The sequence below is a fragment of the Nostoc sp. MS1 genome (assembly GCF_019976755.1).
Taxonomy (GTDB): Bacteria; Cyanobacteriota; Cyanobacteriia; order Cyanobacteriales; family Nostocaceae; genus Trichormus.
Genome location: NZ_AP023441.1, coordinates 483,049 through 509,451, shown reverse-complemented (window position 1 = coordinate 509,451; position 26,403 = coordinate 483,049). Strand labels below are relative to the sequence as shown.

Annotated in this window: 23 protein-coding genes and 1 pseudogene; 6 read left to right on the top strand and 18 right to left on the bottom strand. The window is 40.4% G+C overall.

Annotated features, from left to right (window positions below; genetic code table 11):
• Positions 1-100 precede the first annotated feature (100 nt).
• From NSMS1_RS02125 to NSMS1_RS02085, 9 genes are all read right to left on the bottom strand, one after another.
• Positions 101-505 (bottom strand): hypothetical protein, encoded by a 405-nt coding sequence (locus NSMS1_RS02125; RefSeq protein WP_224090543.1) that lies wholly within the window; start codon positions 503-505, stop codon positions 101-103.
• A gap of 151 nt (positions 506-656) precedes the next feature.
• On the bottom strand, positions 657-2,750 hold the full coding sequence (locus tag NSMS1_RS02120) for a patatin-like phospholipase family protein (protein WP_224090541.1): 2,094 nt from the start codon (positions 2,748-2,750) through the stop codon (positions 657-659).
• A gap of 233 nt (positions 2,751-2,983) precedes the next feature.
• Positions 2,984-3,961, bottom strand: coding sequence for an MvdD family ATP-grasp ribosomal peptide maturase (locus NSMS1_RS02115; protein ID WP_224090538.1), 978 nt, complete (start codon positions 3,959-3,961; stop codon positions 2,984-2,986).
• Between the two features lie 53 nt (positions 3,962-4,014).
• On the bottom strand, positions 4,015-4,998 hold the full coding sequence (locus NSMS1_RS02110) for an MvdC family ATP-grasp ribosomal peptide maturase (protein WP_224090536.1): 984 nt from the start codon (positions 4,996-4,998) through the stop codon (positions 4,015-4,017).
• Between the two features lie 201 nt (positions 4,999-5,199).
• Positions 5,200-5,340, bottom strand: a complete 141-nt coding sequence (locus NSMS1_RS02105; RefSeq protein ID WP_224090535.1) for a microviridin/marinostatin family tricyclic proteinase inhibitor — start codon at positions 5,338-5,340, stop codon at positions 5,200-5,202.
• An 89-nt stretch (positions 5,341-5,429) separates the two neighbouring features.
• Positions 5,430-5,576: a microviridin/marinostatin family tricyclic proteinase inhibitor gene (locus NSMS1_RS02100; protein ID WP_224090533.1), complete on the bottom strand. Its 147-nt coding sequence runs from the start codon at positions 5,574-5,576 to the stop codon at positions 5,430-5,432.
• A gap of 88 nt (positions 5,577-5,664) precedes the next feature.
• Positions 5,665-5,814: a microviridin/marinostatin family tricyclic proteinase inhibitor gene (locus NSMS1_RS02095; protein WP_224090528.1), complete on the bottom strand. Its 150-nt coding sequence runs from the start codon at positions 5,812-5,814 to the stop codon at positions 5,665-5,667.
• A 489-nt stretch (positions 5,815-6,303) separates the two neighbouring features.
• The gene (locus NSMS1_RS02090) at positions 6,304-6,795 is read right to left on the bottom strand and encodes a hypothetical protein (RefSeq protein WP_224090526.1); all 492 of its coding nucleotides are present in this window, start codon (positions 6,793-6,795) and stop codon (positions 6,304-6,306) included.
• Positions 6,796-7,133: 338 nt separating this feature from the next.
• A complete protein-coding gene (locus NSMS1_RS02085; RefSeq protein ID WP_224090523.1) occupies positions 7,134-7,523 on the bottom strand; it encodes a WD40 repeat domain-containing protein in 390 nt (129 codons plus the stop codon).
• 506 nt (positions 7,524-8,029) lie between these two features.
• Between NSMS1_RS02085 and NSMS1_RS02080 the strand changes: the two genes are divergently transcribed.
• Together NSMS1_RS02080 and NSMS1_RS34990 are read left to right on the top strand one after the other, a co-directional pair.
• Positions 8,030-8,662, top strand: coding sequence for a hypothetical protein (locus NSMS1_RS02080; protein ID WP_224090522.1), 633 nt, complete (start codon positions 8,030-8,032; stop codon positions 8,660-8,662).
• Positions 8,663-8,706: 44 nt separating this feature from the next.
• Positions 8,707-8,841: a hypothetical protein gene (locus NSMS1_RS34990; protein WP_263432556.1), complete on the top strand. Its 135-nt coding sequence runs from the start codon at positions 8,707-8,709 to the stop codon at positions 8,839-8,841.
• A 35-nt stretch (positions 8,842-8,876) separates the two neighbouring features.
• Here NSMS1_RS34990 and NSMS1_RS02075 read toward each other — a convergent pair whose 3' ends face one another.
• Positions 8,877-9,272 (bottom strand): ArsR/SmtB family transcription factor, encoded by a 396-nt coding sequence (locus NSMS1_RS02075; RefSeq protein ID WP_224090520.1) that lies wholly within the window; start codon positions 9,270-9,272, stop codon positions 8,877-8,879.
• A gap of 134 nt (positions 9,273-9,406) precedes the next feature.
• Here NSMS1_RS02075 and NSMS1_RS02070 point away from each other — a divergent pair, with 134 nt between their 5' ends.
• On the top strand, positions 9,407-11,593 hold the full coding sequence (locus NSMS1_RS02070) for a heavy metal translocating P-type ATPase (protein WP_224090519.1): 2,187 nt from the start codon (positions 9,407-9,409) through the stop codon (positions 11,591-11,593).
• 7 nt (positions 11,594-11,600) lie between these two features.
• Here the strand turns inward: NSMS1_RS02070 and NSMS1_RS02065 are convergent, their stop codons facing one another.
• From NSMS1_RS02065 to NSMS1_RS02055, 3 genes are read right to left on the bottom strand one after another with little or no spacing between them, the layout of a single operon-like run.
• Positions 11,601-14,510 carry an NHLP bacteriocin export ABC transporter permease/ATPase subunit gene (locus NSMS1_RS02065; RefSeq protein WP_224090518.1) on the bottom strand — a complete coding sequence of 970 codons (2,910 nt, stop codon included), beginning with the start codon at positions 14,508-14,510 and terminating at the stop codon, positions 11,601-11,603.
• Between the two features lie 2 nt (positions 14,511-14,512).
• Positions 14,513-16,813 (bottom strand): NHLP family bacteriocin export ABC transporter peptidase/permease/ATPase subunit, encoded by a 2,301-nt coding sequence (locus NSMS1_RS02060; RefSeq protein WP_224090517.1) that lies wholly within the window; start codon positions 16,811-16,813, stop codon positions 14,513-14,515.
• A complete protein-coding gene (locus NSMS1_RS02055; protein WP_317986570.1) occupies positions 16,800-17,600 on the bottom strand; it encodes an NHLP bacteriocin system secretion protein in 801 nt (266 codons plus the stop codon). The genes NSMS1_RS02060 and NSMS1_RS02055 overlap by 14 nt, the downstream gene beginning before the upstream one ends.
• 28 nt (positions 17,601-17,628) lie before the next feature.
• Here NSMS1_RS02055 and NSMS1_RS02050 point away from each other — a divergent pair, with 28 nt between their 5' ends.
• A complete protein-coding gene (locus tag NSMS1_RS02050) occupies positions 17,629-18,186 on the top strand; it encodes a CHASE2 domain-containing protein (RefSeq protein WP_263432555.1) in 558 nt (185 codons plus the stop codon).
• A gap of 6 nt (positions 18,187-18,192) precedes the next feature.
• Positions 18,193-18,933, top strand: coding sequence for a DUF928 domain-containing protein (locus NSMS1_RS02045; RefSeq protein WP_224090514.1), 741 nt, complete (start codon positions 18,193-18,195; stop codon positions 18,931-18,933).
• A 79-nt stretch (positions 18,934-19,012) separates the two neighbouring features.
• Here NSMS1_RS02045 and NSMS1_RS02040 read toward each other — a convergent pair whose 3' ends face one another.
• Together NSMS1_RS02040 and NSMS1_RS34985 are read right to left on the bottom strand one after the other, a co-directional pair.
• Entirely contained in the window at positions 19,013-19,678 is a 666-nt protein-coding gene (locus tag NSMS1_RS02040) for a phytochelatin synthase family protein (RefSeq protein WP_224090512.1), read from the bottom strand.
• A 723-nt stretch (positions 19,679-20,401) separates the two neighbouring features.
• Positions 20,402-20,527, bottom strand: coding sequence for a hypothetical protein (locus NSMS1_RS34985; protein ID WP_263432554.1), 126 nt, complete (start codon positions 20,525-20,527; stop codon positions 20,402-20,404).
• A 170-nt stretch (positions 20,528-20,697) separates the two neighbouring features.
• Here NSMS1_RS34985 and NSMS1_RS02035 point away from each other — a divergent pair, with 170 nt between their 5' ends.
• Entirely contained in the window at positions 20,698-22,272 is a 1,575-nt protein-coding gene (locus NSMS1_RS02035) for a mechanosensitive ion channel family protein (RefSeq protein WP_224095427.1), read from the top strand.
• A 109-nt stretch (positions 22,273-22,381) separates the two neighbouring features.
• Here the strand turns inward: NSMS1_RS02035 and NSMS1_RS02030 are convergent, their stop codons facing one another.
• The 3 genes and pseudogenes from NSMS1_RS02030 to NSMS1_RS02020 all read right to left on the bottom strand — a co-directional run.
• Positions 22,382-23,725: an NAD(P)/FAD-dependent oxidoreductase gene (locus tag NSMS1_RS02030; protein ID WP_224090510.1), complete on the bottom strand. Its 1,344-nt coding sequence runs from the start codon at positions 23,723-23,725 to the stop codon at positions 22,382-22,384.
• A 41-nt stretch (positions 23,726-23,766) separates the two neighbouring features.
• The gene (locus NSMS1_RS02025) at positions 23,767-25,788 is read right to left on the bottom strand and encodes a carotenoid oxygenase family protein (RefSeq protein ID WP_224090509.1); all 2,022 of its coding nucleotides are present in this window, start codon (positions 25,786-25,788) and stop codon (positions 23,767-23,769) included.
• Between the two features lie 286 nt (positions 25,789-26,074).
• A pseudogene (locus NSMS1_RS02020) lies at positions 26,075-26,392 on the bottom strand (transposase); the annotation flags it as partial.
• Positions 26,393-26,403 lie beyond the last annotated feature (11 nt).

Sequence of the window (26,403 nt, the reverse complement as noted above, 5' to 3'; positions counted from 1 at the left end):
AAATCAGGCAATAGGGGGAATCAACAAGTACCTAAAAGCACAATCAAAGACTTTTCAGATATCCTTTTTTAAAAGGATAAAGAATAGCCCATAGAATACACTATATTAATGGTTCTTCTTCAACAATTTCGATTGTTTTCGGAGCTTGAGTCTCTTGGGTATCAGTAACGCCTCCTGGGCTGAGATGTTCTTTCAATTTGACTTTTAGCTCATCTGTAATGGGTAATTCGTTAATTTCTTTGAGCAGAAATCTTACAGAATCAGTTTTGCTACGTTCTGTATAAACAAGCTTAAGAATGGCTTCAATTCCAGATGAAGTTATATATTCTCCTAGAACGCCTACCAGACCAAGCAGTCCTAAACCTCCTAATAAGCCTAAAGGCCCTCCCAAAGCTGAGAGCATAGCGACAACGGCGGATACACTACCCCCTGATGTAGCAGTTGCAATCACGAAGAGTATACCAGGAAGGCCTAAGCCAGCAATTTTTTTGACGAGTTCATCCATTGTATTGACCTAAAATATAAGGTGAAAAAGGTTGAGAGAGTGATTTCTAATTCTTTTTTTAAAGAAATTAGAAATCTTACGTTTTGCACCTAGCATTAGCAATTATAAAGTTATATGCTACTTGCTTGGTGCAAGATATAATAAATTTGATTTAACCTAACAATAGACTACAAATTTCATCAATTTGAGGGCTAATCTCAGAAATTAGGCGATGAGCTATTGTTTGTAGTTGACGAGTATTCTTTAGTTTAATGTTATCTATTTCTTCTACATCTCCATCTAACAAAGCTTGAAAACGATAATAATAACTTTTAGCATCTTGATTACTAGGTTCAAACAAACGTTCTAACTGTCCAGATACGACTTCACTACCACTATCAAATACAATATTTAAAAGTGGTCTGCTCCATTGCAAAAGACCCCAATTTTTGACTTCGTTATATGGATAAGCACTTGTCAATGAACCTGTGCCTAAAGACACTACTAAGATATCTTCCAGATTGAGGGTTGTGTTGGCTTGGCGTTTACTATTAATTTGGGCTTCTAAAGTAGCTAAATGGGTTGGATTATTAGCAAATACGCCACCATCGATTAAAGTATAAAAGCCGTTTGTATTGTGGGGGCTAGCAATACGATGGGGAGCAAAATAAGTGGGAGTAGCACTAGTGGCTAATGCTGCATCCAGGCGCGAAAAACCCGCACATAATTTGCGAAACTTTTTCGATTCTACCTCTTGTTTTTCTAGTTGACTGGTAAAAAATATGGGAAGGCGCTGTTCTATATCGTAACTAGTGACAAAGACTTCTTTAAGACTATTTTCTAAAAGGCTATCACCAAAATATTGTTTTAAAATTTCTTGTTTGCTTTTAGAAGGATATTTTGGTTGGAGAAATATATCTTCTAAGGGGCCAAGTATTCTTTCAAATAATGGCTCATAAAATATTTCTACTCCATACTCAATAAATAACTGTATGAGATCCTCAGCAGTGTATTCAGCAACTGGAGAATTATCAGATACATCTGTAGTTAACCGAGGTTTGGTTAGTCCGAGTGCTAAAATGCCACCGCTTGAAGTACCAGCAATTAAATCAAACAAACTAAATATAGGCTTTTGTGTCCGCCTTTCTATTTCTGCTAGCAGGAATGCAGGAATTATGCCCCGAATACCGCCTCCATCAATGGCAAGTATTTTATATTTAGGACGCGCTTCTGTATTCATTTTTTCTGGCACTTCCTCTTGTGTAAATGTTGGTGCTTGTGGGATATTTTCAGAAACTTGTTTTTGGTCTTTTTTAGATTCCTCTTCATTTGGTTGGAGAGTAATCAAAGTCAGGTTAATGTCTGATTCTTCACTATTTATTTTTATCTGGGGAATTTCCTGTATCTGCTCTTCTTCGTTACTTACTAATGGTATTGTTGCTGCTAATAAATCTGTAGTTAGAGTTGAGATATTTTCTTCAGAAATATCGGATATAACTTCTGTTTCAATTTGGATATCTTCTTGAATAGATATTGATTCTGCAAGGGGAACTTGAGCAGTTAATTCTGTTGCAAAGGGGATTTGTGCTAATTCCCAACTAGGATTACCACGAAAATTTCCTTGATAGGATTTTCCTTTTTGGTTTTTAACAGTTGTGCCTTGCCCATCATTTAATTTCCAGTAGGCCACAAGCCCTTCTTCATCCCCAACTATTAGCCCACAGCGATGGGTTTGAATTTGTTCGTGAGTAAGCGGATAATTCCAAACGCTAATGTTTGCTAATTGCCCTTTAAAATATACTTGTTTGTGTAAAGTTGCCCCTAAAGTTATTGAACTTGTAGCTTTATTTAAGGCTGACCCTCGAAGAGAATCAGTGTATTCATTATCATCAAGATACACTGTAACTTTACTACTGTTGAAGACAATAGCAAAAAAATGCCATTGTCCTAGAGTCAATTCTCCTCTGCCAAAGGTTTTGATACCTTTGCTAACAGTTTCATCAATGTAAATATCTAAGCCACCTGTTTCACTAATGCCAAATTCAAAATTATCACTATATCGCTCAGAAGAACGAGCAAAGAATACATTACGTGTTCCGTAACTAGTGGATTTACTTGTTAGTTCATGTGGATTTATCCATCCAGAAACAGTGAATGCTGTATTTCCTTGAGCAAAAACGCCGCCTAGATCATTTCTGCCAAAATCTATATAATCATCTACACCATCAAATGTTAAAACTATTTGTGTATCTATGAGGTCTGTCACAATAATTTCAGCTCCAAATATAAATAATTCGTAATGGGCTACGCCCCGCTACGCTAACGTAATTCGTAATTTAAAATATTGAATATATAGAGTAATTGTACTAATGAGCTTAAAAGCAGTAGGAGATGTAGTTGCGATCGCTACTATTTTCCTTGAGATAACGCTATTGCCAAAGTATCATTGAACTGAGTACTTAAATGTTAAAGAAATAGAAAACTATACAATGCTTAATCCTAGTTTTTATTAGTTAGTAGTACTTCTGCGATCGCCTGGGAAATCGGATAGTGTGGAGAGTATATCTCCATCCAGAAAAATTCCCCGACTGGGTTTACTTCCAAGAATACATGACGACCATCGGGAGTGACAATAATATCAATGGCTCCATAGTTTAAGCCAAACTCAGCCATGAGTAGAAGGAGCTTCTTCTCAATATCTTCTGGCAAGTTGTAGGGTTGCCAATTCTTAGATAAAGTTCTTCCCTCTTTGCGCCAGTCATAAGTAGATCCTTCTAAGCTTTGAGAATCTACTGCGGCTGTAAATACGTGATGTCCGACAATAGTTGTGCGTAATTCCAGCGCCTTTGGCACATTTTCTTGGAATGTCATTGGACAAAAACGCAGTCCTTCCATATTCTCCAAATCATCATCTGTAATTGGAGTAGTAAACACTACGTTTTCTCGCCCCTGATCATCATAAATAGCAAAGGAAGAAAGCATTTTGGTGATGATACCTTGCGGACATTCTTGAGCAAACTTCCTCACTGCTTCGGGATTATTTGAAGTTAATGTCCGGGGAGTTAAAAGCCCTACTTTTTTGGCAATTTGCAACTGTAGTTGCTTATTATTCGCCCGATCCACATTAGACATTTTATCAAAATGAAACGCTTGCAGACTGGCAATCATCCCCCGCACTGTGGCGCGACATTCCTGAATTGAAGCATCTCTGTATTGCTTGTCCATTGAGTTAGGGATTTTTTGTCCGTAGCGCATCCGCCGATACCAAACTGAGGTCACGTCACTTAAATCTAGCTGCTGTTCGCCATCAGTGATAATTACTCGCTCAGTATCACCAGCATAAATATCTAGCTTGACTTCGGTGGGATATCTGTCTGTATCGAAGCGGAATGCTTTTTCTCCTCTGGCTTCAATTTCTTTGATGACTAGAGGAATGCTTTCGTTGTCGTTGCTAAATGTAACTATTAATACTGTCATAGAATTTTAACTTGATTTTTTTAGTTTAAGGACTAAAGTCCTGACTACAAGCTTTATTTAGAAAGCAGAGTATCAGCGATCGCATTCGCAATTGGCAAGTCTAAATCCTTTTCTAGCATTCCCCATTCGCCTACGGGGTTGACCTCCAAAAAGACATATTCTCCTGATGGGGTGAGGATGAAATCTAATGAGCCAAAGGAAAGCCCAAATTTAGCCATGAAGGCTTGCAAACGACGAATTACTTCATCTGGAAGCTGATGGTGTTGCCATGCGCCAACATCAACCCCTGGTTTACGCCAGTCAACTTTAGCTCCTGCATACACCTCTGCATTGAGCGCCCCTACAAATACATTGCCATTCACATACACTACCCGCAATTCTTGTTGCTTAGGAATTAGCTCTTGAAATACCATTGGACAGTAGCGCAGTGATTCGGCATCTTGTAAGTCTTCTTCTTTAACGGTGCTGGTGTAAACAAAGAATGAGGAGTTAGCCTGCATACTGCGGGAAATAGCAGTTAACAGCTTGCTTACCATTTTGCCATTGACTTGGACAAAAAACTCTCTGGCTGCTTCGGCTTTGTTGGTGACAAGAGTTTGGGGAATAGCAAAACCTACTTCCGATGCAACCCGCAGTTGACGCAGTTTGTTATTTGCATAATCTATCCGCTCTAAATTATCTACCCAACGAGCGTCCTTGAGACTATCCCAAAAACCATCTAAAGTTGCGCTTGATTCTCTTATACAAGCTTCTCGGAACTTTGGCGCTAACTCTTCACCTAGTTGTGGTTCCCAAATGCGCCGCATCCATACAGCTTGCACCTGCTCTGTGCTGATAGATTGGTTGTTATATTCTATGGTGTGGTAGCTTTTAGACTTGTCAAAATGTGCTGTTAATTGCACATCTAGAGGAAACTTATCCGTATCTAAACGAAATGGTTGCGCTCCTTTTTTTAATAAGGCTTCAGCCACTCTATCTATTGTGAAAAAATCACCACTATGGCTGATTAATAAAACAACATCACGAGACAGGCGCATAAAATATTTTTATTGAGAATTGTCTTTAGGTAGATATTTAGGAATACCAAACAAACTGCTATCTATATCTTGGTGATGTGGGGAAGGGCGATCGCTTCCATGTTATTGATCAGGTAATATGGAGGCGATCATCGCGTTCCCAAGAGTAGCGTTCAGTTATTCGATAACTACTCGCTTAGTTTCAGTTGAACCTAACTAGATTTAGTATTCTTCCCAATCGGAAGGATACTTTCTAGTCTCGTAAGGAGCAGTATCAGATACTTCAGCTACTTGCTCTTCCAAGAAACGCGCGAAAAATGGTACAGCTTCTACGTTTGCTGTTTGTACTGTGTTGGTAGACATGGTAATGTTCCTTGCTATTGATTGTTAATCAGGAGTAGGAGTTAGTCCATAACTACTACTCCCTTAGTTTCAGTTGAAGCTAACTAGATTTAATATTCTTCCCAATCGGAAGGATACTTTAAAGTCTCAGGTATGTTATAGGCAGGATCAGGTGCTTGGGCTACTTGCTCTTCCAAGAAACGGGCGAAGAAAGGTACAGCTTCCACGTTAGCTGTTTGTACTGCGTTGGTAGACATGGTAATGTTCCTTGATATTGGTTGTTAACCGGGAGTAGGAGTAAGTTGATAACTGCCACTCACTTTCTTTTAGATGAAGAAGACTAAATTACTTGTCTTCTAAATCTGAAGGATACTTGAAAGTCCAAGGGAAAGAAGGAGTCTCAGTACCTTCACCTTCCGTAGCTTGTCCTTCCAAGAAACGCGCAAAGAATGGTACCACTCCAACATCCACTGTCTTAGTTTTACTTGTAGACATGATGTTTTTCCTATAGGAAATTATTTTGGCCATTAAAAGATTATCAGTAATTAAATATGTATGCAAGGACAATTAAGACAGTTAAGAAGAGATTGATTTAGGACAGTTAAGACAGTTAAGACAGTTAAGACAGATTATTAATAATTTGACAAAATAAAGTAAAAAAAATTAAACACTGACAATCTTTTTTAATTGAATGATAACTAAATAATAGCAAGCTTTAATTTGTTTTTGTGATACAATATAGGATTAGACATTTTATACAATTTTTATAAATTAACAGATGATAATTATTTTATTCAATTTTGAAACCCTTTTCTATCAAGAAGAAAAATAAAAAAATTATTATTCTCCAATCCTCTCACCTCCTCCTAGTAGGAAATTGTTAGTTTTCCATTGTTGAAATATTCCTGCTATAACTTTAGTCTTCAATTTTTATTAAAAACAAAATACTTAACTTGATAAAAAACTTGGTTATCTAGCAAACAATTATTCTTTCACAAATGATAAGTCAGCAGACTGAACAGTTCGCAGTTGGTAGCTTTCAAAAGACGTGTTCTGCTCGGAAACCTGTATCTGAGGTGTTAGGAACTGATAAGCAACAAGTTCATAGTGTAGCTTATTACCTTGTAGTTGCTCTGCGGTACTAATTAGTTGATTCCCAAGTCTAAATTGACTGTAGAGCTTATCTTTGAACCACCAAGTATCAATGAGAGTCCCATCCTTTTCATCAATGACGAAATGACCAGTATCAAGATTTTTAGCAACTAACTCATAATTACGTACTATCTTTTTTGCTCCTGTTCCGTAAGTAATTTGCCAAGTGTAGCGTATGGGATTTTGAGAAATCGCCTTAATTCGGAGCATCATTGGTACAATTTGAGACTTTCCTTTGAGATGGCGATCGTACATAATACCTCTCCATGTCCCTTGCCAGTTCTCAGGAAAGGTATTATCCGACAGCGCAGGATTCGGTGTCATACTGAAGCTAAAAAATATCAAAAAATACACTAAAATTTCCACCAAAAATTTCCGCTTTAGCATAAACAAACTTTTTCCATATTTTTAAATACATCTTAACGGTTTTAAGATGTATGGTAAGAAGTAGGAAACAGGCTTGAGAACCGCAAATTTTCGATAAGTAGAAGGACTAAATTAAACTTAACTTGATAGCGCCGGGTTTCGACTGCGCTTAACCCTCTTCTAATAAGGTTAACGAGCATTGAGCGTAGTCGAAATGCGTCTTATAAATAATTGTGTCCACCTACTTACTAATTCACCAACTACCAACCCATAGTCACTATTTTTCTAACTCTGATTTAGTAGAGGCGATCGCTGCATACTTGATAATCTGCGCCTGCTGTAGCAATAATTTTACTGCTAGGACTAAAACTCAAGCTCAAAACATCACCTTGATGACCGATTAATTGAGTAATTTTCTGTCCTGACAGATTCCGAATATCTACTCTAGTACCACCTATAGTTGCAAGAGATTTGCCATCTGGACTAAATTGCACCTTTGTCACCATACCTTGATAAGTGTTCCATTGAAGTGGTTCAGGTGTCTTTTTCTGAGATAAATTCCACAGTTGAACTGTGCTGTCATCTTTTGCGACTGCTAAGTAATTTCCGTCAGGGCTGTAACTAACACTTGTAACTGGGTTTGGCTGCTTATTACTTAAGTTTTTAATAAACGTACAGTTAGTCAAATTTCTTTAGACACTATTCAGTTACCTGAAAATAATGTTTCCATTTTAAATAACCCAACCAGTTCTAAGCAAATATATACATTTTATCAAGTCATGATTAAACCCAATAGTCTTGTTTTAGGTAAAGCAAACTACAAGTGTACTCTTCAATCAGGGATGCAGGGTCGCGTTGATATCATTTCTCATCAAGAATCACTTCTACAATTTCTGCTAAGAAGTATTAAGCTAAAATCTAATTTTTAATAGATTGAAGAAAACTAAGTATTGAAGCAGAGTTATTGTTATACCCAACAGTCACTTTGGTATCATTTTATATTGTACTGCGTTGGCTAAAACTCGGAAAAATTCATAAAAATCCGAAATCATCCATTACTTAAATGAATGCAATAAGAGAATTAATAACAATTTTTTCTCTACCTCAAATAACTAACAGTCCTTAGCTAATTTTAGGTAGAAGGATATCAATCACAAGTTAATTTTACAGGTGAAACAGGAGGAAATATCCCATGAGGCAAAAATTAGCTGCTACTATTTTAGCTACTGTTGGATTAATAGCTCAGGAAAATATTACATTTGCTCAAGTTTCTCCACCTCTTCAAAGCCAAGAACTACAAGGTCACTGGTCACAAGTTATCAATACTCAAGGTAAATCATGTGTTGCTGATCACCATGACCAACCCATCGATTTCCAATCTACATGGTGTTCTGATTTTATTGGTCTCGAAGCTGTCAAGCACTGGCAAGAAAAAACAGGAACTCGCTGGGTGACAAAATTTAAAAAGGTTCCTAGAACAAACCGTCATGAGGAACAAGATAGGCGCGATCGCCATTCTCATCATCGGCAGAGAAATACAGATTATCAGACTATTTCTTATACTGCTGAAGAACCTATTTATACATCTTTTACTAAAAAGTATAATATACAAGAAATTCAATTTGATGCTGGAAAATATGTCTACAGGGGTGGAGAAGTACCACTTGAATTAAAAGAATTTCTATCTAGTCTTCCAGAAAAAAATATTTGGGTTCATTTGATTACTACAGAAGGGGAAAATTGGGATTATGAAATTGGTAAGAATACTGTAAAGGCATGGAAACAGATTTATTCTATTAATAATATCTTACCAAAAGCCAATTAATTTTTTAGAACGCTAAGGTTGTATTTCTTTAATGATTAGCTTGTGTGCAGTTTAGGTGTAGAAGTGGGGCTGGCAACGATGCTCCACCCCACGCCCAGGCGATCGCATTCTACCTCGTTTTAACAGCCACGCAACAAAGCAGCGTTCGGATTTTTGGCATAACTAGGCGATCGCCCTAATGAGGCATCTTGATACTTAAATAAAATTTATTATTTTACTTATCTAAGTGTTCTACTAAAAAGCCATATAAATTGATAGTATGATTATCAGCCAAGCTGTAATAAACATTTTTTCCTTCTCGACGGTAATTAACTAGACGCATCGCTTTCAATAATCTCAGTTGATGAGAAACTGCCGATTCGGTCATTTTTGTTAATGCCGCTAAATCACAAACACATAATTCCCCAGAGAACAATGCTGATATCAGCCTAAGACGATTTGGATCTGCAAATATTCCGCATATTTGGGCTATCTGTTGTGCCTGATCTGAAGACAAGATTTGTGCTTTGATTGACCGTACATTATCTAGATGCACTAGATGAGTGTCACAGGTAGGGATGTCAGAACTTTGTATTCGCTCTAAGTCTTGTTTGTTATTGTGCTTATTCATAGCAGAATTTATTTAGCAATGGTTATCAATCTCAATCATATCTAAAAATCAAGATTTCTGTACATTTGAATAACTGTTCAGATGTTGTATTAGAATATTGACAGTTAACTTTTCGCAGTGATTGCCAAACTGTTATGACTCAAACTCCATCACTCAAAACTCAGCAGATGCAGGTCAAAGGGATGGATTGTGCAAGCTGCGCGGCCAAGATTGAAACAGCCTTGGAAAAGTTAGTAGGTGTAGTTGAAGTATCTGTGAGTGTTGCAACTGAACGCCTAACAATTTCTTACAATCCGCAACAGGTTACTGAGGCAGACATAAAAAATCGAGTGGTGAGTTTGGGCTATACAATTACTACTCCCACGTCACAGACGCACGACCATAACCACAAGCATGACTACAAGCATAACCACGACCACGACCATCACCATGACCACGACCACGGGCATAGTCATGGTGATGGTAAATTTAATTTGAAGGCAGAAATTTTTGGAGTGGTTTTAGTTATAGCTCTTTTAGCTGGAGGAATGATTTTCCAGAAAGCGCTGCATGAAACACCATACAGTATCGGAGAATATGCGGTCTTCATCCCTGCATATTTGTTGAGCGGTTGGACTGTATTGAAGGCAGCAGGACGGAATATTCTTAAAGGGCAGGTGTTTGACGAAAATTTTCTCATGACTATTGCGACTGTGGGGGCGATCGCTATTCATCAACTTCCTGAAGCCGTGGCTGTGATGCTGTTTTATCGGATTGGAGAACTATTTCAAGAATATTCCGTTAATCGTTCACGCCGCTCCATCAAATCACTTTTGGAAGTGCGTCCTGACAGTGCAAATCTTAAAGTGAATGGTTCTATCAAAGCTGTTTCGCCAGAAGCTGTTCGAGTAGGAGACATGATTTTGGTCAAACCAGGCGAAAAGATTCCGCTAGATGGTGAAATTTTAGAAGGAATGTCTCAAGTTGATACCTCTGCTTTAACTGGAGAATCTGTTCCCCGAATAGTCAAAATTGGAGAAACCGTATTAGCAGGAATGATTAACCAGACAGGCGTGTTGACCCTGCGAGTAACAAAACTGTTTGGTGAATCGTCAATTGCCAAAATTCTCGATTTGGTAGAAAACGCTACCAATAAGAAAGCACAAACAGAGAAGTTTATCACTCGTTTTGCTCGCTACTATACGCCAGTTGTCGTTATTGTGTCGCTCTTAGTCGCTCTGTTACCGCCCTTATTTATTGCTGGTGCAACTCATGAACAATGGGTTTATCGTGCTTTGATTTTACTTGTTATTTCTTGTCCTTGTGGTTTAGTCATTAGCATTCCCCTTGGTTACTTTGGAGGTATTGGTGGCGCTGCTAAACAGGGTATTCTCGTCAAAGGCTCAATCTTTCTTGATGCTCTAACTAACGTTAAAACTGTTGTATTTGATAAAACTGGTACTCTGACTCAAGGTGTCTTTAAGGTCACACAGATCGTAACTAAAAATGGTTTTTCAGAGTCTCAACTGCTAACTCTAGCAGCAAAGGTTGAATCTCACTCCACCCATCCAATTGCAGTATCGATCCGTGAAGCATACCATCAATCAATCGATGATACAGATGTAACTGACTATGAAGAAATTGCAGGTCATGGCATCCGTGCCAAAGTGAATAGTCAGATTGTGTTAGCTGGAAACGATCGCCTTTTACATCGAGAACACATTGACCATGATACCTGCAATGTGGAAGGAACTGTTGTTCATCTTGCCGTAGATCAACGCTATGCAGGCTACATCCTGATTGCCGATCAAATTAAAGATGATGCGACTCAAGCTATTCACGACCTCAAACGAGTCGGGGTTGAGCGAACTGTAATGCTGACAGGCGACAACAAAATGGTTGCGCAAAGTGTTGCTCATCAATTAGGTGTAGATTCCTACCTAGCTGAATTGTTGCCAGAAGGAAAAGTCCAGGCAATTGAGCAGTTATTAAGCCGAACTGATAAAGGTAAAGTTGTATTTGTGGGAGATGGCATCAATGATGCCCCTGTCATTGCTAGAGCCGATATTGGCATGGCAATGGGCGCTTTGGGTTCGGATGCTGCGATTGAAACGGCTGACGTAGTAATTATGACCGATGCACCCTCTAAGGTCGCTCAAGCGATTCAGGTTGCTAAAAAAACCCGGAAAGTCGTTGTGCAGAACATTGTACTAGCAATGGGTATTAAAGGGTTATTTATCATTTTAGGGATATTTGGTGTTGCAACGCTTTGGGAAGCCGTGTTTGCTGATGTTGGTGTTGCATTATTAGCAATCTTAAACGCCACACGAGTTTTGAAATAGCTAGTGGCTATGTCATTTGTCGAGCCATTAACTGAGCAAATATTCCCTCCTGAGCAGCTAGCTGGTCAAAAGTTCCTTGTTGCACAATTCGTCCTGATTGTAGTACATAAATGCGATGAGCATTACGAATTGTGCTTAGTCGATGAGCGATCGCTATTCTGGTAACTTGTAACTTTTCTAAACTTTCGCTGACAATTGCTTGAGTTCTGTTATCTAAAGCACTGGTTGCTTCATCGAATAATAAAATGCGGGGTTTTAATGCCAAAGCACGGGCAATCAATAAACGTTGTCGTTGTCCTCCAGAAAGATTGCCGCCTCCTTCACTAATTACAGTGTGCATAGACATGGGCATAGCGGCAACATCGTCGGCAAACCCAGACATTCGGGCTGCTTCCCAGGCTTCATCTAGAGTAATATGAGCGCCACCAGCAATATTATCGAAAATCGAAGCTGCCGTCAGTTGCCCACCTTGCAAAACCACACCCAACTGTCGGCGCACTGCATCAACATCTAACCCAGACAAATCTTGTCCATCATAATAGATAGTGCCATCTTCAGGTGTCTCAAATCCTAATAGCAACCTCAAGATAGTAGATTTACCACTTCCAGAACCGCCTACAAGTGCAATAAACTCCCCAGGCTCGGTATGTAAACTGACATCATCTAAGGTCAACATCCCATCTTTGCGGTAGCGGAAGCTAACATAATCCACAGTAATTCTCCCATTAAGTTTACCAGGATCAGCTTTGGTAAGATCCACTTCTGGGATAGTTGCCAAAATTGGTTGAGCGCGTTGCCACTGGGGGATGACTTGCAGAGCGCCAATAACTGTATTGCTGGCATCTGTAGCACCTTTAATAAAAGTACCAAAGGCAGTATTGAAAGCCAAAAAAGTACCAATGGTTAGACCGATGCTACCGGCAATTTGAGCCTCCTGAAGCTGTTGGATAGTAAACCAAAACAAAACAGCAGAAGTTAGCGTTGGCATGACTGTATTGAAAAGAGCAACCGCATCTTCAACGTTCTGGGTGCTGAGTTCCAGTTTAATTTGCCGACTATAATTTTTGCTCCAAAAAGCAAAACCCCGCTCTTGCGCTCCAGCAACACGTAGTTTAGAAATACCGTTAATTAACTGCACCGTCTGCCCAAAGATATTCCCCTTGACTTCCAGCAGTGGGCGAACCTTGCGAATCAGCAGTATCCCAGAGAAACTAGTAACAGCGATCGCAACTATTGCTACAGCCACAGCAACTAAAGCTAACTGCCAGCTATAGTAAAACAAAAGTCCTAAGTTCAGTAACGAGAACAGACTTGTAACCAGAGTGATGAGGGTTGTACCACTTAGTAGACGGCGGATGGTGCTAATCGATGTAACGCGGGACTGAAGATCCCCTGTAGTGTATTGACGGAAAAAAGATACTGGCAGGTTGAGCAGTCGATCCCACACAGCAGCTTGGGTGGAAGCATCAGAAATTGATTCTACCCGCAAAAGTACAAATCCCTGAGCCAGCCGAAATACTGCCGTCGCCAAAGCTGCAACTAGTAACCCCAACCCAACTTGTAGCAACAATCCGCGATCGCTATCAGGAATTGCGTTATCAATTAAAATGGCAGTGGCTTGAGGTGTGAGCATCCCCAAGAGTGTGGCGGCAATGCCAGTCAAAACAATAATTAGCAGATCCTTGCCACGATTTTTCAGCGCAAACCGCAATAAATCCCCAGCTTTTAGGACTTTATCGGGCAAAGACCGATAAAACATATAAGCACAGGGGTTCAGCGTTGAAGCAATATTAGCATCTACACTCAAACGAGTGCGAGATCCTGGGTAAAAAATTTCGTAGCTTGTGGCAGAAATGGGCAATAATGCCACAGGTTGATGATCCTCTTGGGTGTAGGCAACCAAAGGCCCACAGTCCTTTTCCCACCAATTATCACGCAGCAGAATCCGTCGCATCCGTAACCGCGAGGCTCTGGCAATTGCTTCTAAGGGTTCCTTAACGCGCTTGAGGTCTTGTGAGCGAGCAGGAGGACGAATTGTGACACCCAAAGACCTGCCCACAGCACCAGCCGCAACTAACAGTGGCTTGCCTTCTAAGAAAAAGGTTGCGGCTTGTGTTCCCAAGGAAGATGCTAGTTCTCCTAAAGCCTCGGCTGTCACCTGATGATTGAGGCGATCGCGATCGCTCAGTCGTTGTAGTTCTTCCTGTGTTTCCTGCTGCTGTAGAATGTGAATATATTGCAGCAGTTGAGTGTGCAGTTGAGAAAGCCCCCCAAGTAAGATATCTGCGGTGGCAATTGCACTGGTAGTTTGAGTAGCTAGTTGAACCTCACCTATGGCTTCTAACCACATACCATCAGTTAGAGGAAAAATCCCTGATGTTGAATCTAAAGTTAATTGCTCAAACCCCATCCAGCGAACAGTTCCTTGCTGAATCTGCGCCCAGGCGATTGCATCTCGTTCAGGTTGGAGAGTCTGACCATTAATCAAGGAAAACCGCGCTTCTCCTACTGCTCGGACTTGAATTGCTGGCGTGACAATGTAGGAAAGTGCAGTTTCCAGTTGCCGCAACCATCCCTGTACTAAAGCAACTATCCTAGCATCCTCGTCAGCCACTAACTCTGCAAAATATTCCCTGTCAACCTTTAGCAGTTCCACCTCTCCCATAGGTACTGCCAAGATTCGGTAGTGCTGACCACTATCAAGAGTGCCGAAAAGTGCGTTTCCTGGTTCGCTACTGCACAAATAACGACGAGTTCCTTCTATCACATCATTTTTAACTGTGACCGCAAACAACGCCACAGAGCCGGACTGGACAATCCAAATCATCTGCGGGTCGTTTAACAGAATTGGTTCATTACCCTTAAAACCATATAATTGCCCCTGTAAATCTTTCATCCTAACTGGGTTGATAACCATAATTAAGCACCCTCCTCACTGCTAATCAATCGTGAGTAAACCCCCTCTACTTGCCACAATTGCTCATGAGTGCCTCGTTGCACGACCTTTCCACCTTCAAGAACGATGATTTCATCACAGTCGCGGATGGTGCTTAATCGGTGTGCCACAATCAAGCAAGTACATCCCCGTCGCCGCAGATTTTGATCGATAATTTTTTCCGTTTCCGAATCCAAGGCACTGGTAGCTTCATCCATAATTAAGATTGAGGGATTATTTACCAAAGCACGGGCTATTTCTAGACGTTGCCGTTGACCTCCACTTAAATTAGCTGCTCCTTCAATCAGTTGGGCATCAAATCCGCCAGACATAGAGAAGATGACATCATCAATGGCAGCATCCTTAACAGCCTGGAGCAAGTTTTTATCTGGTACTGTGCTATCCCATAAAGTTAAATTTTCCCTAACAGTACCGCCAAACATGGAAATGTCCTGTTCTACCATAGCCACAGAGTTAGTAAGTAGCGATCGCGCAATCTGTTTTCTAGCTTGACCATCAAAGCAAATTTCCCCCTCCCAAGGTTCGTAGAGTCCGCTTACGAGTTTGGCAATGGTAGACTTACCAGAACCACTCCCACCTACAAGTGCTACTCGTTGTCCAGGCTTCACTGAAAGGCTAAAGTTGCTAATCAAAGGCGGATCTAAGCGGCTATAGCCAAACGTGACATTTTTCAGTTCGACATATCCCTGCAATCGAGGTAGAGGAGATAAGGGAGATGAGGGAGAATAATTACTGATTCCTGCCTCACCTCGACTGCGCTCGGCGACCACCTGCCTCTGGTTGGTGAGCGTAGTCGAACCACTGCCCCCTGCCTCATCAACCGAGTTATCCAGCACATCATCTAAACGAATCAAATTCCCTTCCATTTCTTGCAAAGTAGTACCAAAGCTCACCAGATTGTTCACAGGTAGTAAAAAACTCTGCATTAGTCCTTGAAAGGCGATGAGCATTCCGATGCTCAAATTTCCATTCATCACCCGTAAACCACCCACAACCAACAAGGCCATCGCTGAAAGTGACGACAAAAGTGTAGGTAATACAGAAAAAGTCTGGTTTGTTAGGCCTAATTCCTGCTGAGAATTGATCGCTTTAGTGTAATAACCTGACCATCGAGAAAAGAAATCAGATTCTAACCCTGATGCTTTCAAGGTTTCTATACTTTGCAAAGCAGCTATAGACGCGCCTGCGGCTTTGCCATACTCTTGGATTAATCGTTGATTAGCATCGACGCGCTGACGAGAAATCCACTGCAAGGTTAAGACATTTACAGCAGCAAAGCTAACTACTAACAAAGTCAGCACCCAATCATATTGCAGCATAATCAGGGCGTAAAAAATCACCATCACTGCATCAATAAGGGTACTTGCCAACCTACCCGAAAGCACATCAGCAACTTGGTCATTGAGACTGGCGCGATTACTAATTTCACCTGCAAACCGTTGGGCGTAAAAACTTACGGGTAGGCGCAGGATGTGCCAGAGAAAACGGCTAGACATTCCCACAGACAGCTTGACTTTTAAGCGGCGGAGATAGCGCAATCGCAACAGAGTTAGTATTCCTTGAAGTATTGCCGCGATCGCCATTGCCAGCAATAATGGCCGCAGCCAATGTTGTCGTCCTTGCACCAGAATTTCATCTACAAACACTTGACTAAATACAGGTACTGCTAGCCCCACGAGTGTTAACAAAAATCCCGCCAGCAGACAGTAAATTAAAACACCAATAGAACCCTGTAAGCGTTTCCACAAAGATAAAATTAGGCTGGGTTTGCGACCTCCTTGTGCAAACTCCGCTCCTGGTTCCATGACCAGAACTACTCCGGTGTACCCCTCGTCAAATTCTTGCCGAGACACCTTGCGCGGCCCGGTAGCTGGGTCATTCAGGTACACCCAACTAGAACTAAATCCCTCTACTACCAAAAAGTGGTTGAAGTTCCAGAACACAATATAAGGAAGGCTGAGGTCTGGCAACTGATCCAGTTCCTTTTTAAAGCCTTTTGCCTGGAGTCCATATCTTCTAGCAGCTTTGACGACATTAGAAGCTTTGCTACCATCGCGGGAAACTCCGCATTCTCGCCGCAGTTCTGGCAAAGGTACAATCCGACCATAGTAACCTAAAATTATTCCCAGAGCAGCAGCACCACATTCTACTGCTTCCATTTGCAAAAGCGTAGGAGTTTTTACCCGCACCGAATTTTTCCGCAGGTTTTGCAAAAACTGCAAAGGATTAATAGGGGTTACTAATGAAGGATTAGTAGATACCACTGACAGACCTCAGAATAGGTAAAACAAATGTAATTGGCGATCGCTCTTCCACTTTGACTCGCACAGATGTAGTCGTTCCAGAAGAGATTTTTAACTGCGGCCCCTCAGAAGAAGACCATTTATAGCCGCTAAAATTAGTCGAGTCTGGCTGTAGATCAGCAAATACTTGGATAAATGCCTCTTGTTTCTCACCCACCAAACCAGCCACCACTTCGGGATTACCCACTACACTAGCGGCAGCTTCTCTGGTAATAGGAAACGGTGAGACATTAGTGATTTTACCGACGATACCGCCAAAGCGTTCTCGCTTCACAGTTTGGGGTGTAATTTGCAGCGTCATCCCTGGTTGAATTTTTTTGCCCTCTCCCACTGGAAAATAAGTAATGCCAACCATTTTGCTAGTTGGATTTTCTGCATCTATGCTACCCAAACGGGTTCCAGCATTAATAACCTGTCCAGATGTCACTGTAATTTCTAGAATACGTCCTGAGTTTTGGGAGATAATTTGGCTGTCATTGCCTAGTTGCTGTTGGAGTTTGGCGATGTCTCGCTTGACTTCTTGAATTTCATTTTTGCGGGTAGTTGCAGTTTGCAGGTCTTGTTGAGCCAGCGTAGCTGCTTTACTATTTTGTTCTCGCAACTGAGCTTGGATGTTTTTAATTTCGTTTACATTCGACAGGTATTGTCGTTGTGCATCGGCTTCCTTGAGGTCTAGTTGCTTTAACTGAGATTCAGCTTCATCAATGCTGGCGCGTGCATCGTCGTATTGTTGCCGCGCTTCTAACACTACATCATCAGGAATCGCTTATCAAATAATGCTCAATTACCGTTCCTCTCAAGGTTCTCCTTTAGAAATTGCTCCTAAAGTTACGCTGACAGATGTATTGCGAGGGAAAGTAAATCCTGCTCAAGTCAAAGACCGAATCGTCCTCATCGGGACTACTGCTCAAAGTTTCCGTGATTATATTCCTACCTCTTACATAAATGAGGATGGTTCTCACCAGGAAATACCAGGGGTAATTCTGCAAGCACAGATGGTAAGCCAACTTGTAAGTGCAGTCAAAGATGGCAGACCTTTACTAGTTGTTTGGCCTATTTGGGGTGAAGTGTTATGGATTTGGAGTTGGTCTTTGATTGGTGGGCTAATTGCTTTGGGCTATGAGCGACAGTCGGGCGTAGTTCATCACTCAGGAATACGTCTATTAGTACTTGGTAGCGGTGCAATCAGCATTTTATACTTGCTTTGCTTCGTTTTCTTTACCTCTGGTGTTTGGCTTCCCCTTGTCCCGTCAGTAATAGTTTTAGTCGTCACTGGCGGTATAAATGTAATTTGCTTAAATGAGCAACGAAGTCAGCGACTACTTGAAGTTTGAAAAACTATGACAACCTATTTGTATAAAATTCCACTTTTTGTAGCTATCAGTTTAATATTTTTTAGCTATACACAAGTGTCTGCACAACCGAATCAATCATTAATATTTGCTGCGCCACCCCCACCAGTAGACATTGGGGAACCAGGTAAGCGAGCAGAAGCTGGTAGTCGCGGTTGTGAACAAGCCAATAATCAGCCCTTGGCTGCTGCAAAGCAGCTTACAGCCTTAGTGCCTGTTTATTCATCAGAATTGGTATTTGCCACAACGATCGCAGAACATCCTCGCTTCTGGTTCTACGTTCCTTACTTGTCTTCCTTTGCTGATGGAGAGTTTGTTCTAGAAGATGACGCACAAAATCAACTCATTTACAAAACTTCTTTGCCAAACACACCAGGAGTAATCAGTCTTAGCTTGCCATCAAACACAAAACCTCTGGAAATAGATAAACAATATCGTTGGTATTTTAATATTTACTGTAAAAGCGATCGCCAAATTATTGCCAATGTTGAAGGGTACGTTAAACGACAACAATTAAATTTAAGTCTCAAAACTCAACTAAAAAAAGCAGCACCAACCAAGCGCATAAGGCTTTATGCGGCAAATGGTATTTGGTATGAAGCGTTGAACGCTGCTGGAGAACTGCGGCGTACCAATCCGCAAGATCCTTCTTGGGCAATGCTTTTACAAGCTATAGGTTTGAATGATTTTGCTACTCAACCAAATGTAGAGTGCTGCACTCTAAAATAATGAAATTGCTCATATATCCTGAGCGTCGCTAACTACGGCTTCTCTCACCAGGGGAAGCCGTCGCTAACTACGACTTTGCTCAACCGTTTTCAGAATGGAGAGCGCTTAAGGCGATTTCAGATGGATGAATTGCTCCGTTACCCGCTAACATGGCTTTTTCCTGTCTACGTAGCACAATCATGCCACGGGAACGATTTGATGAGGAGTCCTTATCTACGCAGGCTGCATATAAACGCTGAATTGGGCATTTCCAAAAACGGGTATATCGTTTGGGATTTGTATCTGCAATGGTGACTTCTTGAGTTTTGGGGTCATAGTCTGCCAATAAAGAGAAGTGACCACCTTCTAAGCTGGGGTTTTCATGAACAATGCGAGTATTAAAGTTTAGAATGTGAACGTCACTTTCATCACAAACAGCAACTTCAACCTCACGGATAAACGATTCCAGCGTTATGCTCGGTTTATCAAAATGTTCTACCCGAATTGAAATAGGCCATCCTTTTCTTTCAATATAAGTGCGGCAGGTATCGTAAGTTTCTGCTAACGTCATACCATCATCTAAAACCGATGCGATTGGCAGTTGAGTGACGTAGAAAATCTCATCAACGGTGGTTAAGTATCCTAATGCAGTAAAAGCATAGGCGATCGCAGTCACATTGCAACAGTAAATAGGTTGTTGAAACTGATGTAGTTGAATAATTTCCAAATCGCGTTTAGAAATCTGTGATAAGTTATCTAAATCCATTCCCTGACCTCCGTAAATATGTAGCATTTAATTTAAAGATGTTCTGAAAATACTTTTTCAGAACAGATGAATAGACAAGGTGAGTATCATGCTTAGTGACTTGTTGTTTGTGTAGTTCCTTGAGTTGCAGTTGTCATTGTTTTTACACCTTAATGATTGCATATTTAGAGTTATCACCTAGCGATCGCCCTTAAATATGCAAGGACAGTTAAGACAGTTAAGCAAATTTTTGAGACAGTTAACATAATGTTATGCTTCCTCTCTCCTGCTCGGAGTAACCCGACTGCTCTAACTTCCTGTTCTCTTTCCCTTACAGTTCTTCCATTTCGCAGAGAAATATTCAAAGGTGCTAGTTCTTTAAATGCTGGTTTCCCGCAAAATTTTTGTTGTCGTTACTCATCTAATTCAAATTTTCTGTATTTCCCTCTATCTTTTTCTCGGTAGCTTGATATTAATAGCTGTATGATATCAAGCATTAATCTAGCATGTGTTTTTATTTTCAGATATTACTAATTATCAAAAATAGTTCTTAAATGTCTTAACTGTCCTTGTGTCTTTATTCTAATTTTGAGAATATTGAAAACTATGTACTCAAGCAATAAATCAACATTTATAGAAAGAACTATGGAAAGAAAACGTAATTTCTTTCTTATACTCTCTATAACTGCTAGATACAGAGTAAATCTTCAAAAGAATACTAAAGAGGTGATTAATGAGTATTGCTCAAGACGTACTACCAGCTTCAGAATTTCTGATTGGCAAACCCTGATAGAAAATGCGGCAGATCCAAGTCATGTCCCTTTTTGTCATCACGGAGTCCAAGGCGATCGCACTATTAGGGTTAGGCATTTACGCTTGGTTAAGATTCTGGCTCCATCTGAGATTTCATTTTGTAGATTACATTCATGCACAAAGGTAAAGGCAGTAGCTAATTTGACGTTGCTAACTGCTTTTCTAGAAACATAAACTCAAATATCAAAAAAAATAATTTAACTATCTTAACTGTCTTTTTATTAATGATGAATATACTAATTATCCTGGGAGAAATTATAGTTATATTAGTCATATTTTGGCTAATTAACTGGCTGACTGGTATGATATTTAAGCAGTTAGCTAGAGTTTCTTTACTGCAAGGAAGAAATTTAGATATTATCTTCCTGCGGCGCAGCATTAGGAGAATTTTATTTTTAGTTTCTGTTGTGCTATGTCTGGTGCTGACTGGTATCAATGGAATGCTCGTTTATCGGGGTGAAAACCTCCAGCAATTTCAACTGAATCTTATTCGTAGTCTTCCTACTCAATTTTGGATTAATGCTGTTACTGCGGGTTTGAAAACAGTTAGTTTGCTTTTGCTAGTTAAATTTAGCATCTCACCCCTAAGTTGTGGTATAGATTGGGTTTGTGAATACACAAAAAGAGTAGATCAAATTAAGGCTAATGATGAAAGTGTCGAGGCTTTTTTCAAAGTCTTAAAAAGAATTATTATTCATACTGTCTGGATATATTCTGCTATTTTATGCGCTCAATTTCTTTACCTGCCACAAATTGTTAGCAAATATATTTATATCGGTTTAAAAATATACATTACTATCTCTCTCGGTTTACTCATTGTCAAAGCTGTAGCGACAATTGTAGATACACTTGATGCTTTAAGTCTTAAATACTCTAAACACAATGATTTACTCAGATTATACGAGCATTTACGTCATTTAATTCCACTGTTTAAAAAGTGTTTAGAATACGTCCTCTATATCGGTATAGTTAATCTTGTTGTTCCAGAAATAGAACCTATTGCCTGGATAAGTAGTTATACGCCTAGAATTGTGCAAATTATAGGGGTTTTCTTTATTAGTAATGTTTTAATTGAAGTCGTTTATTTCGTGCTGGATGAGTTTTATTTAAAAACTACAGATGTTAATGACTCACAACGGCAGAAACGAATGACGTTAATTCCCTTATTACGGAGTTTTGCCAAATACTTTATTTATTTTACTGCTGGTGTGACTATACTTAAGCTCATTGGTATTGATCCTGCGCCTATCTTAGCAGGTGCAGGAATTGTAGGTATAGCTGTTGGGCTTGGGGCGCAAAATCTGATTAATGATGTCGTTTGTGGATTTTTAATTTTGTTTGAAAACTATTATTTAGTGGGTGATTATGTTGAAGTCGGGAAAGTAGAAGAAAGAAATATTGAGGGAACTGTAGAAGCAATTGAACTACGAACAACTCATGTCCGCCATCCTGATGGTCAGTTGCAGATTGTGCGTAATGGAGATATTGGCTCGATTATCAACTATTCTAAGCAATATATATATGCCAGGGTAGAAGTTAGCGTTGCTTACGACTCAAATTTAGACCATGTTTATAGAGTGATTGATAAGATAGGACAGCAGTTAAAATCACAAGAGAATGATGTTTTAGAACCTACACGGGTAGCGGGACTAGAACATTTTGGAGAAGATAACTTGTTACTGCTGACTTTAACAAAAGTCAAGCCAGGAAAACACTTACATATTCAGCGTGTCCTCCGCAAGATATTAAAAGATACTTTTAGCCAGGAAGAAATTGAAATTAGCGGTATGCCCAGAAATTAGGCTCTTTCTAGCCTTAAAAGGGAGTGGGTTTTATTGTCAGTTATCAGTTGTTTTTTGCTACTGACTCGGCGACGGGAAAGTCACCCCGTCGCCTTTAAAGTTTTTTCGGCTAAAAGTTCTTCTCGACTAAACTTTTTGAATACTCCACAATTGTCTCAACCAATTCAAAATTCAACAAACCTCCTACATAGAAGGTCTTGCGTTGACCTTGCATGGCTTCTAAGTGATCGTAAAATCCAGCCTGCATCGCTTCTGAGGTAACGTGAGGAAAGTAAGGCCACTCATCGTAGGTGTAGTAATTTTTGTCTATCTGCACACCCAAATTCTTGACTGTCTTTTCAATCCCTTGGAGAACTTCTGTTTTAGTGATTTTTCCCTCGCGGTCTAGGCGAGTGTAAAAAGCAATTAGGTCATTGTCAGCGAACTGTTGAGCAATAAACCAAGGATTTCCCATTGCGTTTACAGGAATGACATTAGTGACTGGGGTTGGCATTTGCAAATCAGGAATCTGATATGTAATCAAGCTGTAGGGATTGAGAATTATTTGTTCAAATAGGTCTTTCTCTGGTATTGACAAATCAAGAAACTTGTTTAAAACATCTAGTGTTAACGGACAAGCGAGGATGAGATAATCACATTCTAAAACTTTTTCACGGGTAACAATCTCGTCAACAATTTGTTCCTGTTCTGTAAATTTTACTCGTGTAATTGCCCCACGCTTGATTTCTTTGATGTCGATATTCAAGCGTACATTTAGACCCCAAGCAACACGTTCCCAGAAGCGTTGAAAACCATCAATAAATCTTTTTGGCCAACCACAGCCCATATCTGCGCCGTAGGTCACTAAAGTTAAAAATGTTTCTCTAGTCATGTATTTGAGAGCATAGGCGGTGGGGATTTCATTTAAGTAGCCATAGCCCATTGTCGTAATAGGAATTTCAAACAAAGTTTCTAAGCATGACAAATCTTTCTGCGCTAACCACTTTGAAAAAGGTTGGGTGAGTTCGGGATGTTGACTGATACCAGCAAATCCAGGCACGGAAATAATTGGATCTAGCAAAAGACGCTCCCATAAAAAGCGCCCAACGGCTGCTGAAAATGTCAATATGTTAGTTCCGGCAAGAACGGCATTCTTTATTGAGGTGTAAGCAGGTTTTCCCGGTTGAGATTTAAATGGGTTGTAGACTTGCCCTGACCCTTCAGTGTAAAGTTGAGCGCCGACTTCTGCCGCTATTTTGAGGATTTCTTTATAGGCAGGAGTGAGATAATTTGCACCTAAGTCAAAAGAACGGGAATTGTAAGTAATAGAACAACATAATCCCCCTACCCGTCCTGCTTTTTCTAAGACAACTACGTTGCGGTAGCCTTGTTTTTTTAAAAAGTAAGCTGTAGATAATCCACCTGCGCCTGCACCGACAATACAAATTCGTGCATCTTGAGAGAGTTTAGTCATATACTGTTAATTCCTAAGTATTAGTAATGTGCCGATCGCATTTACTGAAAGTGCGGATAAACTGCGTCTCGGAATAATTGCTGAATAGCTGGTTGTTTAAGTAGCGGATCGTAATCTTGGCGCACAGGGATGTCGTAACTAGCAGTGCGAGGTGCAATTTCTGATAACCAAGCCGTGTGCATTGTAAAGCCAAAATTCAGTTGTGGATGGCTCAATCTGCATACGGGGCCAGCCCCTAACTTATCGGCTTGGAAGACCCAAATTTCGTTGCTATTTTCCCCAAATGCTGTACAAACAATATAGCCGTCTGTAGAACTACCATCGCCGTTTAATCTAGGGATAAACTGAGGCGAACTCATGAAGTAGCCGGGGGGTGCATCATAAAAATCTGCTACCTCCATTTTGGTTGTATCTACCCGGAATAAAGAAGAAGGGCGATGATGAAATGCTTCTTCTCGTTGCAGTAGTTCTTGTAGTGGTACAACTCGGTAGGGATAATCTTTGTATAAATTGTAAATAAACTCAGTTAGTAATTCTGGCCAAAAACCGAGAGATTGCCAATAAACGTTATCAAATCGCTTGGGAGGCAATCCAGAAGCCAGCTTTTCTTGAGAAGCATAGAAGCCTATACCCCAATGACGGCGAGTATCGTAAATTACTTTAGCATCTCGGATTTGACCTGTTTCGCCGTCTATTTGATAACGACCCAGACGACCGATATCCATTTGCCCATTAGCCAGCATTCCACCTAACCATAGAGGCGCAGACTTGGGAGCGTCAAATTTGGAGACATCATATTTGCGTACCCATTCAGCAATATCTGTGGCGCAGAGATGGGCAGTGTGCAGAGTGATTTGCCCGTCGGGATTTTCGTAATCGGTCAAAAAATGTACTGTTTCTAGAGGAATGACGGCTGGACGGACTACTACAGTATCGACATCTGCCTTGAGGTCAGCCCGACGTACTATATAAATTGGAGAATTGGGTTGCTGCGATCGCGTCAGTAACAGTCGTAGTAAACGCTCAGTTTCCCAACTATCGGGAACTGGGTTATTGAGGATTTGTTCTGGCCCAACCTTGAGGGAAGTGTCCATCAGCACTACATAATCTTGGGTAACAGTCAACTGATGGATGCTTTGTTCAATGCGTACTGGAGAACCATCGGGTAGCATTAACTGCCAGCGATTGAGTTTACCTACACCATCCCACTGCAACAGATAAACAAAATTGGGCATGGCAGTGCCTAACTTATGCTCAATCCAGTCAAAAAATTGTTGCCCCAATCTCTGCGAAAACTTAAAGAACATTCCCAAGGGAAGTTGTAGGGGATTATTTTCTAAAAGTTTAGCGATCGCATTTAGCAGTTGTTCTAGTTCATCGGGTAATTGTTCTAGCTGATAAATGAAACGCGCACTTTCTAAAAAATTATCTAGCGATCGGCCATAGTTAACTAAGAAAACTTCGTTAGTATAACCATCAAAAGCTGGGTGAGATGTACTCAACACCGGGGGAAATGGATAAGAAAAAGGTAGAAATGGTTGCCACTCAGTATTGCCTCCCACTGGGGTAACTACCTCTAGACTATCGGTATCAATTTCGTAAGGACGACCAGCATCATAGGTAATCATTAATCGCTCTTGGCTATTTGCGCTCGTTTTAAAGGCGAGAAAAGCAATATCTACTTCATCTCGCAAGCCCAAGGAAGGGGAGAAGCGCAACAACCCATGATCACGGAATTGATGAGAGCGATAAGCAGGATACTTAAAAGTTGCTTGATCTGCATAGTGGCATGGTGTACGTGCCAGCTTGGTCTTCACTGTCACCTGTCCATCTTGCCAGTCCAAGCGGTAAATCATCCCATCACTGTTAAAAATGTGGGTTCCATGAGGATTAGGTAAACCCCCAGAAGCTACAGTACCTACAGGAGCAATGATAAACATGTGTCCAGCTAAATCTGTCGGTATATGTCCATCAACTACATTCAGAGGTAAATTCGTTAGTTCCTCACGACTAGCAGTCATTGCTGCCTCTGGAAATCGGGGTTCAGTAATTTCACGGTTCATTGTTGATATCCTGGCATTATTATCTGATTGATGTTTTGTCTCAGGTATAACATTAGGTTTGCATTTAAAAATCGCTTTATTACCTCCAGATGGCTAAATAGCAGCTTTTTCAGGAATTTTGAATTTCTTGGAGGCTGTTTCAAAAGCTATATTCGTTACTTAATGTTTTATGTATAAACCATGAATTTGTGGGAATTTGCCTTACCAGGCTAAAATCACAACCAAGAACTTTTCTAAAGTTCTCTAAAAGAGTTTTAAGACTCCCTAATGAGATTCAAATAAGTAGCTATGTGCAATTAAATATAAAACGCTCAAGAGCATATCCATTCTTAAGGCTTCTGGCTTCAATGCCATCAATACTTGCCATCGCTAAATCATAATTATTATCAAACATCTGTCCAGCAATCTCATGAGTTTTCAATTGATGCCACTCCTCCTCAATTCGATTCATTTGGGAACAATATGGTGGTAAGAAAAACAGGTATAATCGCTGTTCTTGCCATTGTTGCCATCGTTGTTTTGCTTTGTTACTCCTATGCAAACAGCCATTGTCTTGAACAACTACAGTGATACGACCAGTTTCATCTAAAGTTTGTTGGGCTTTATATTTAATTG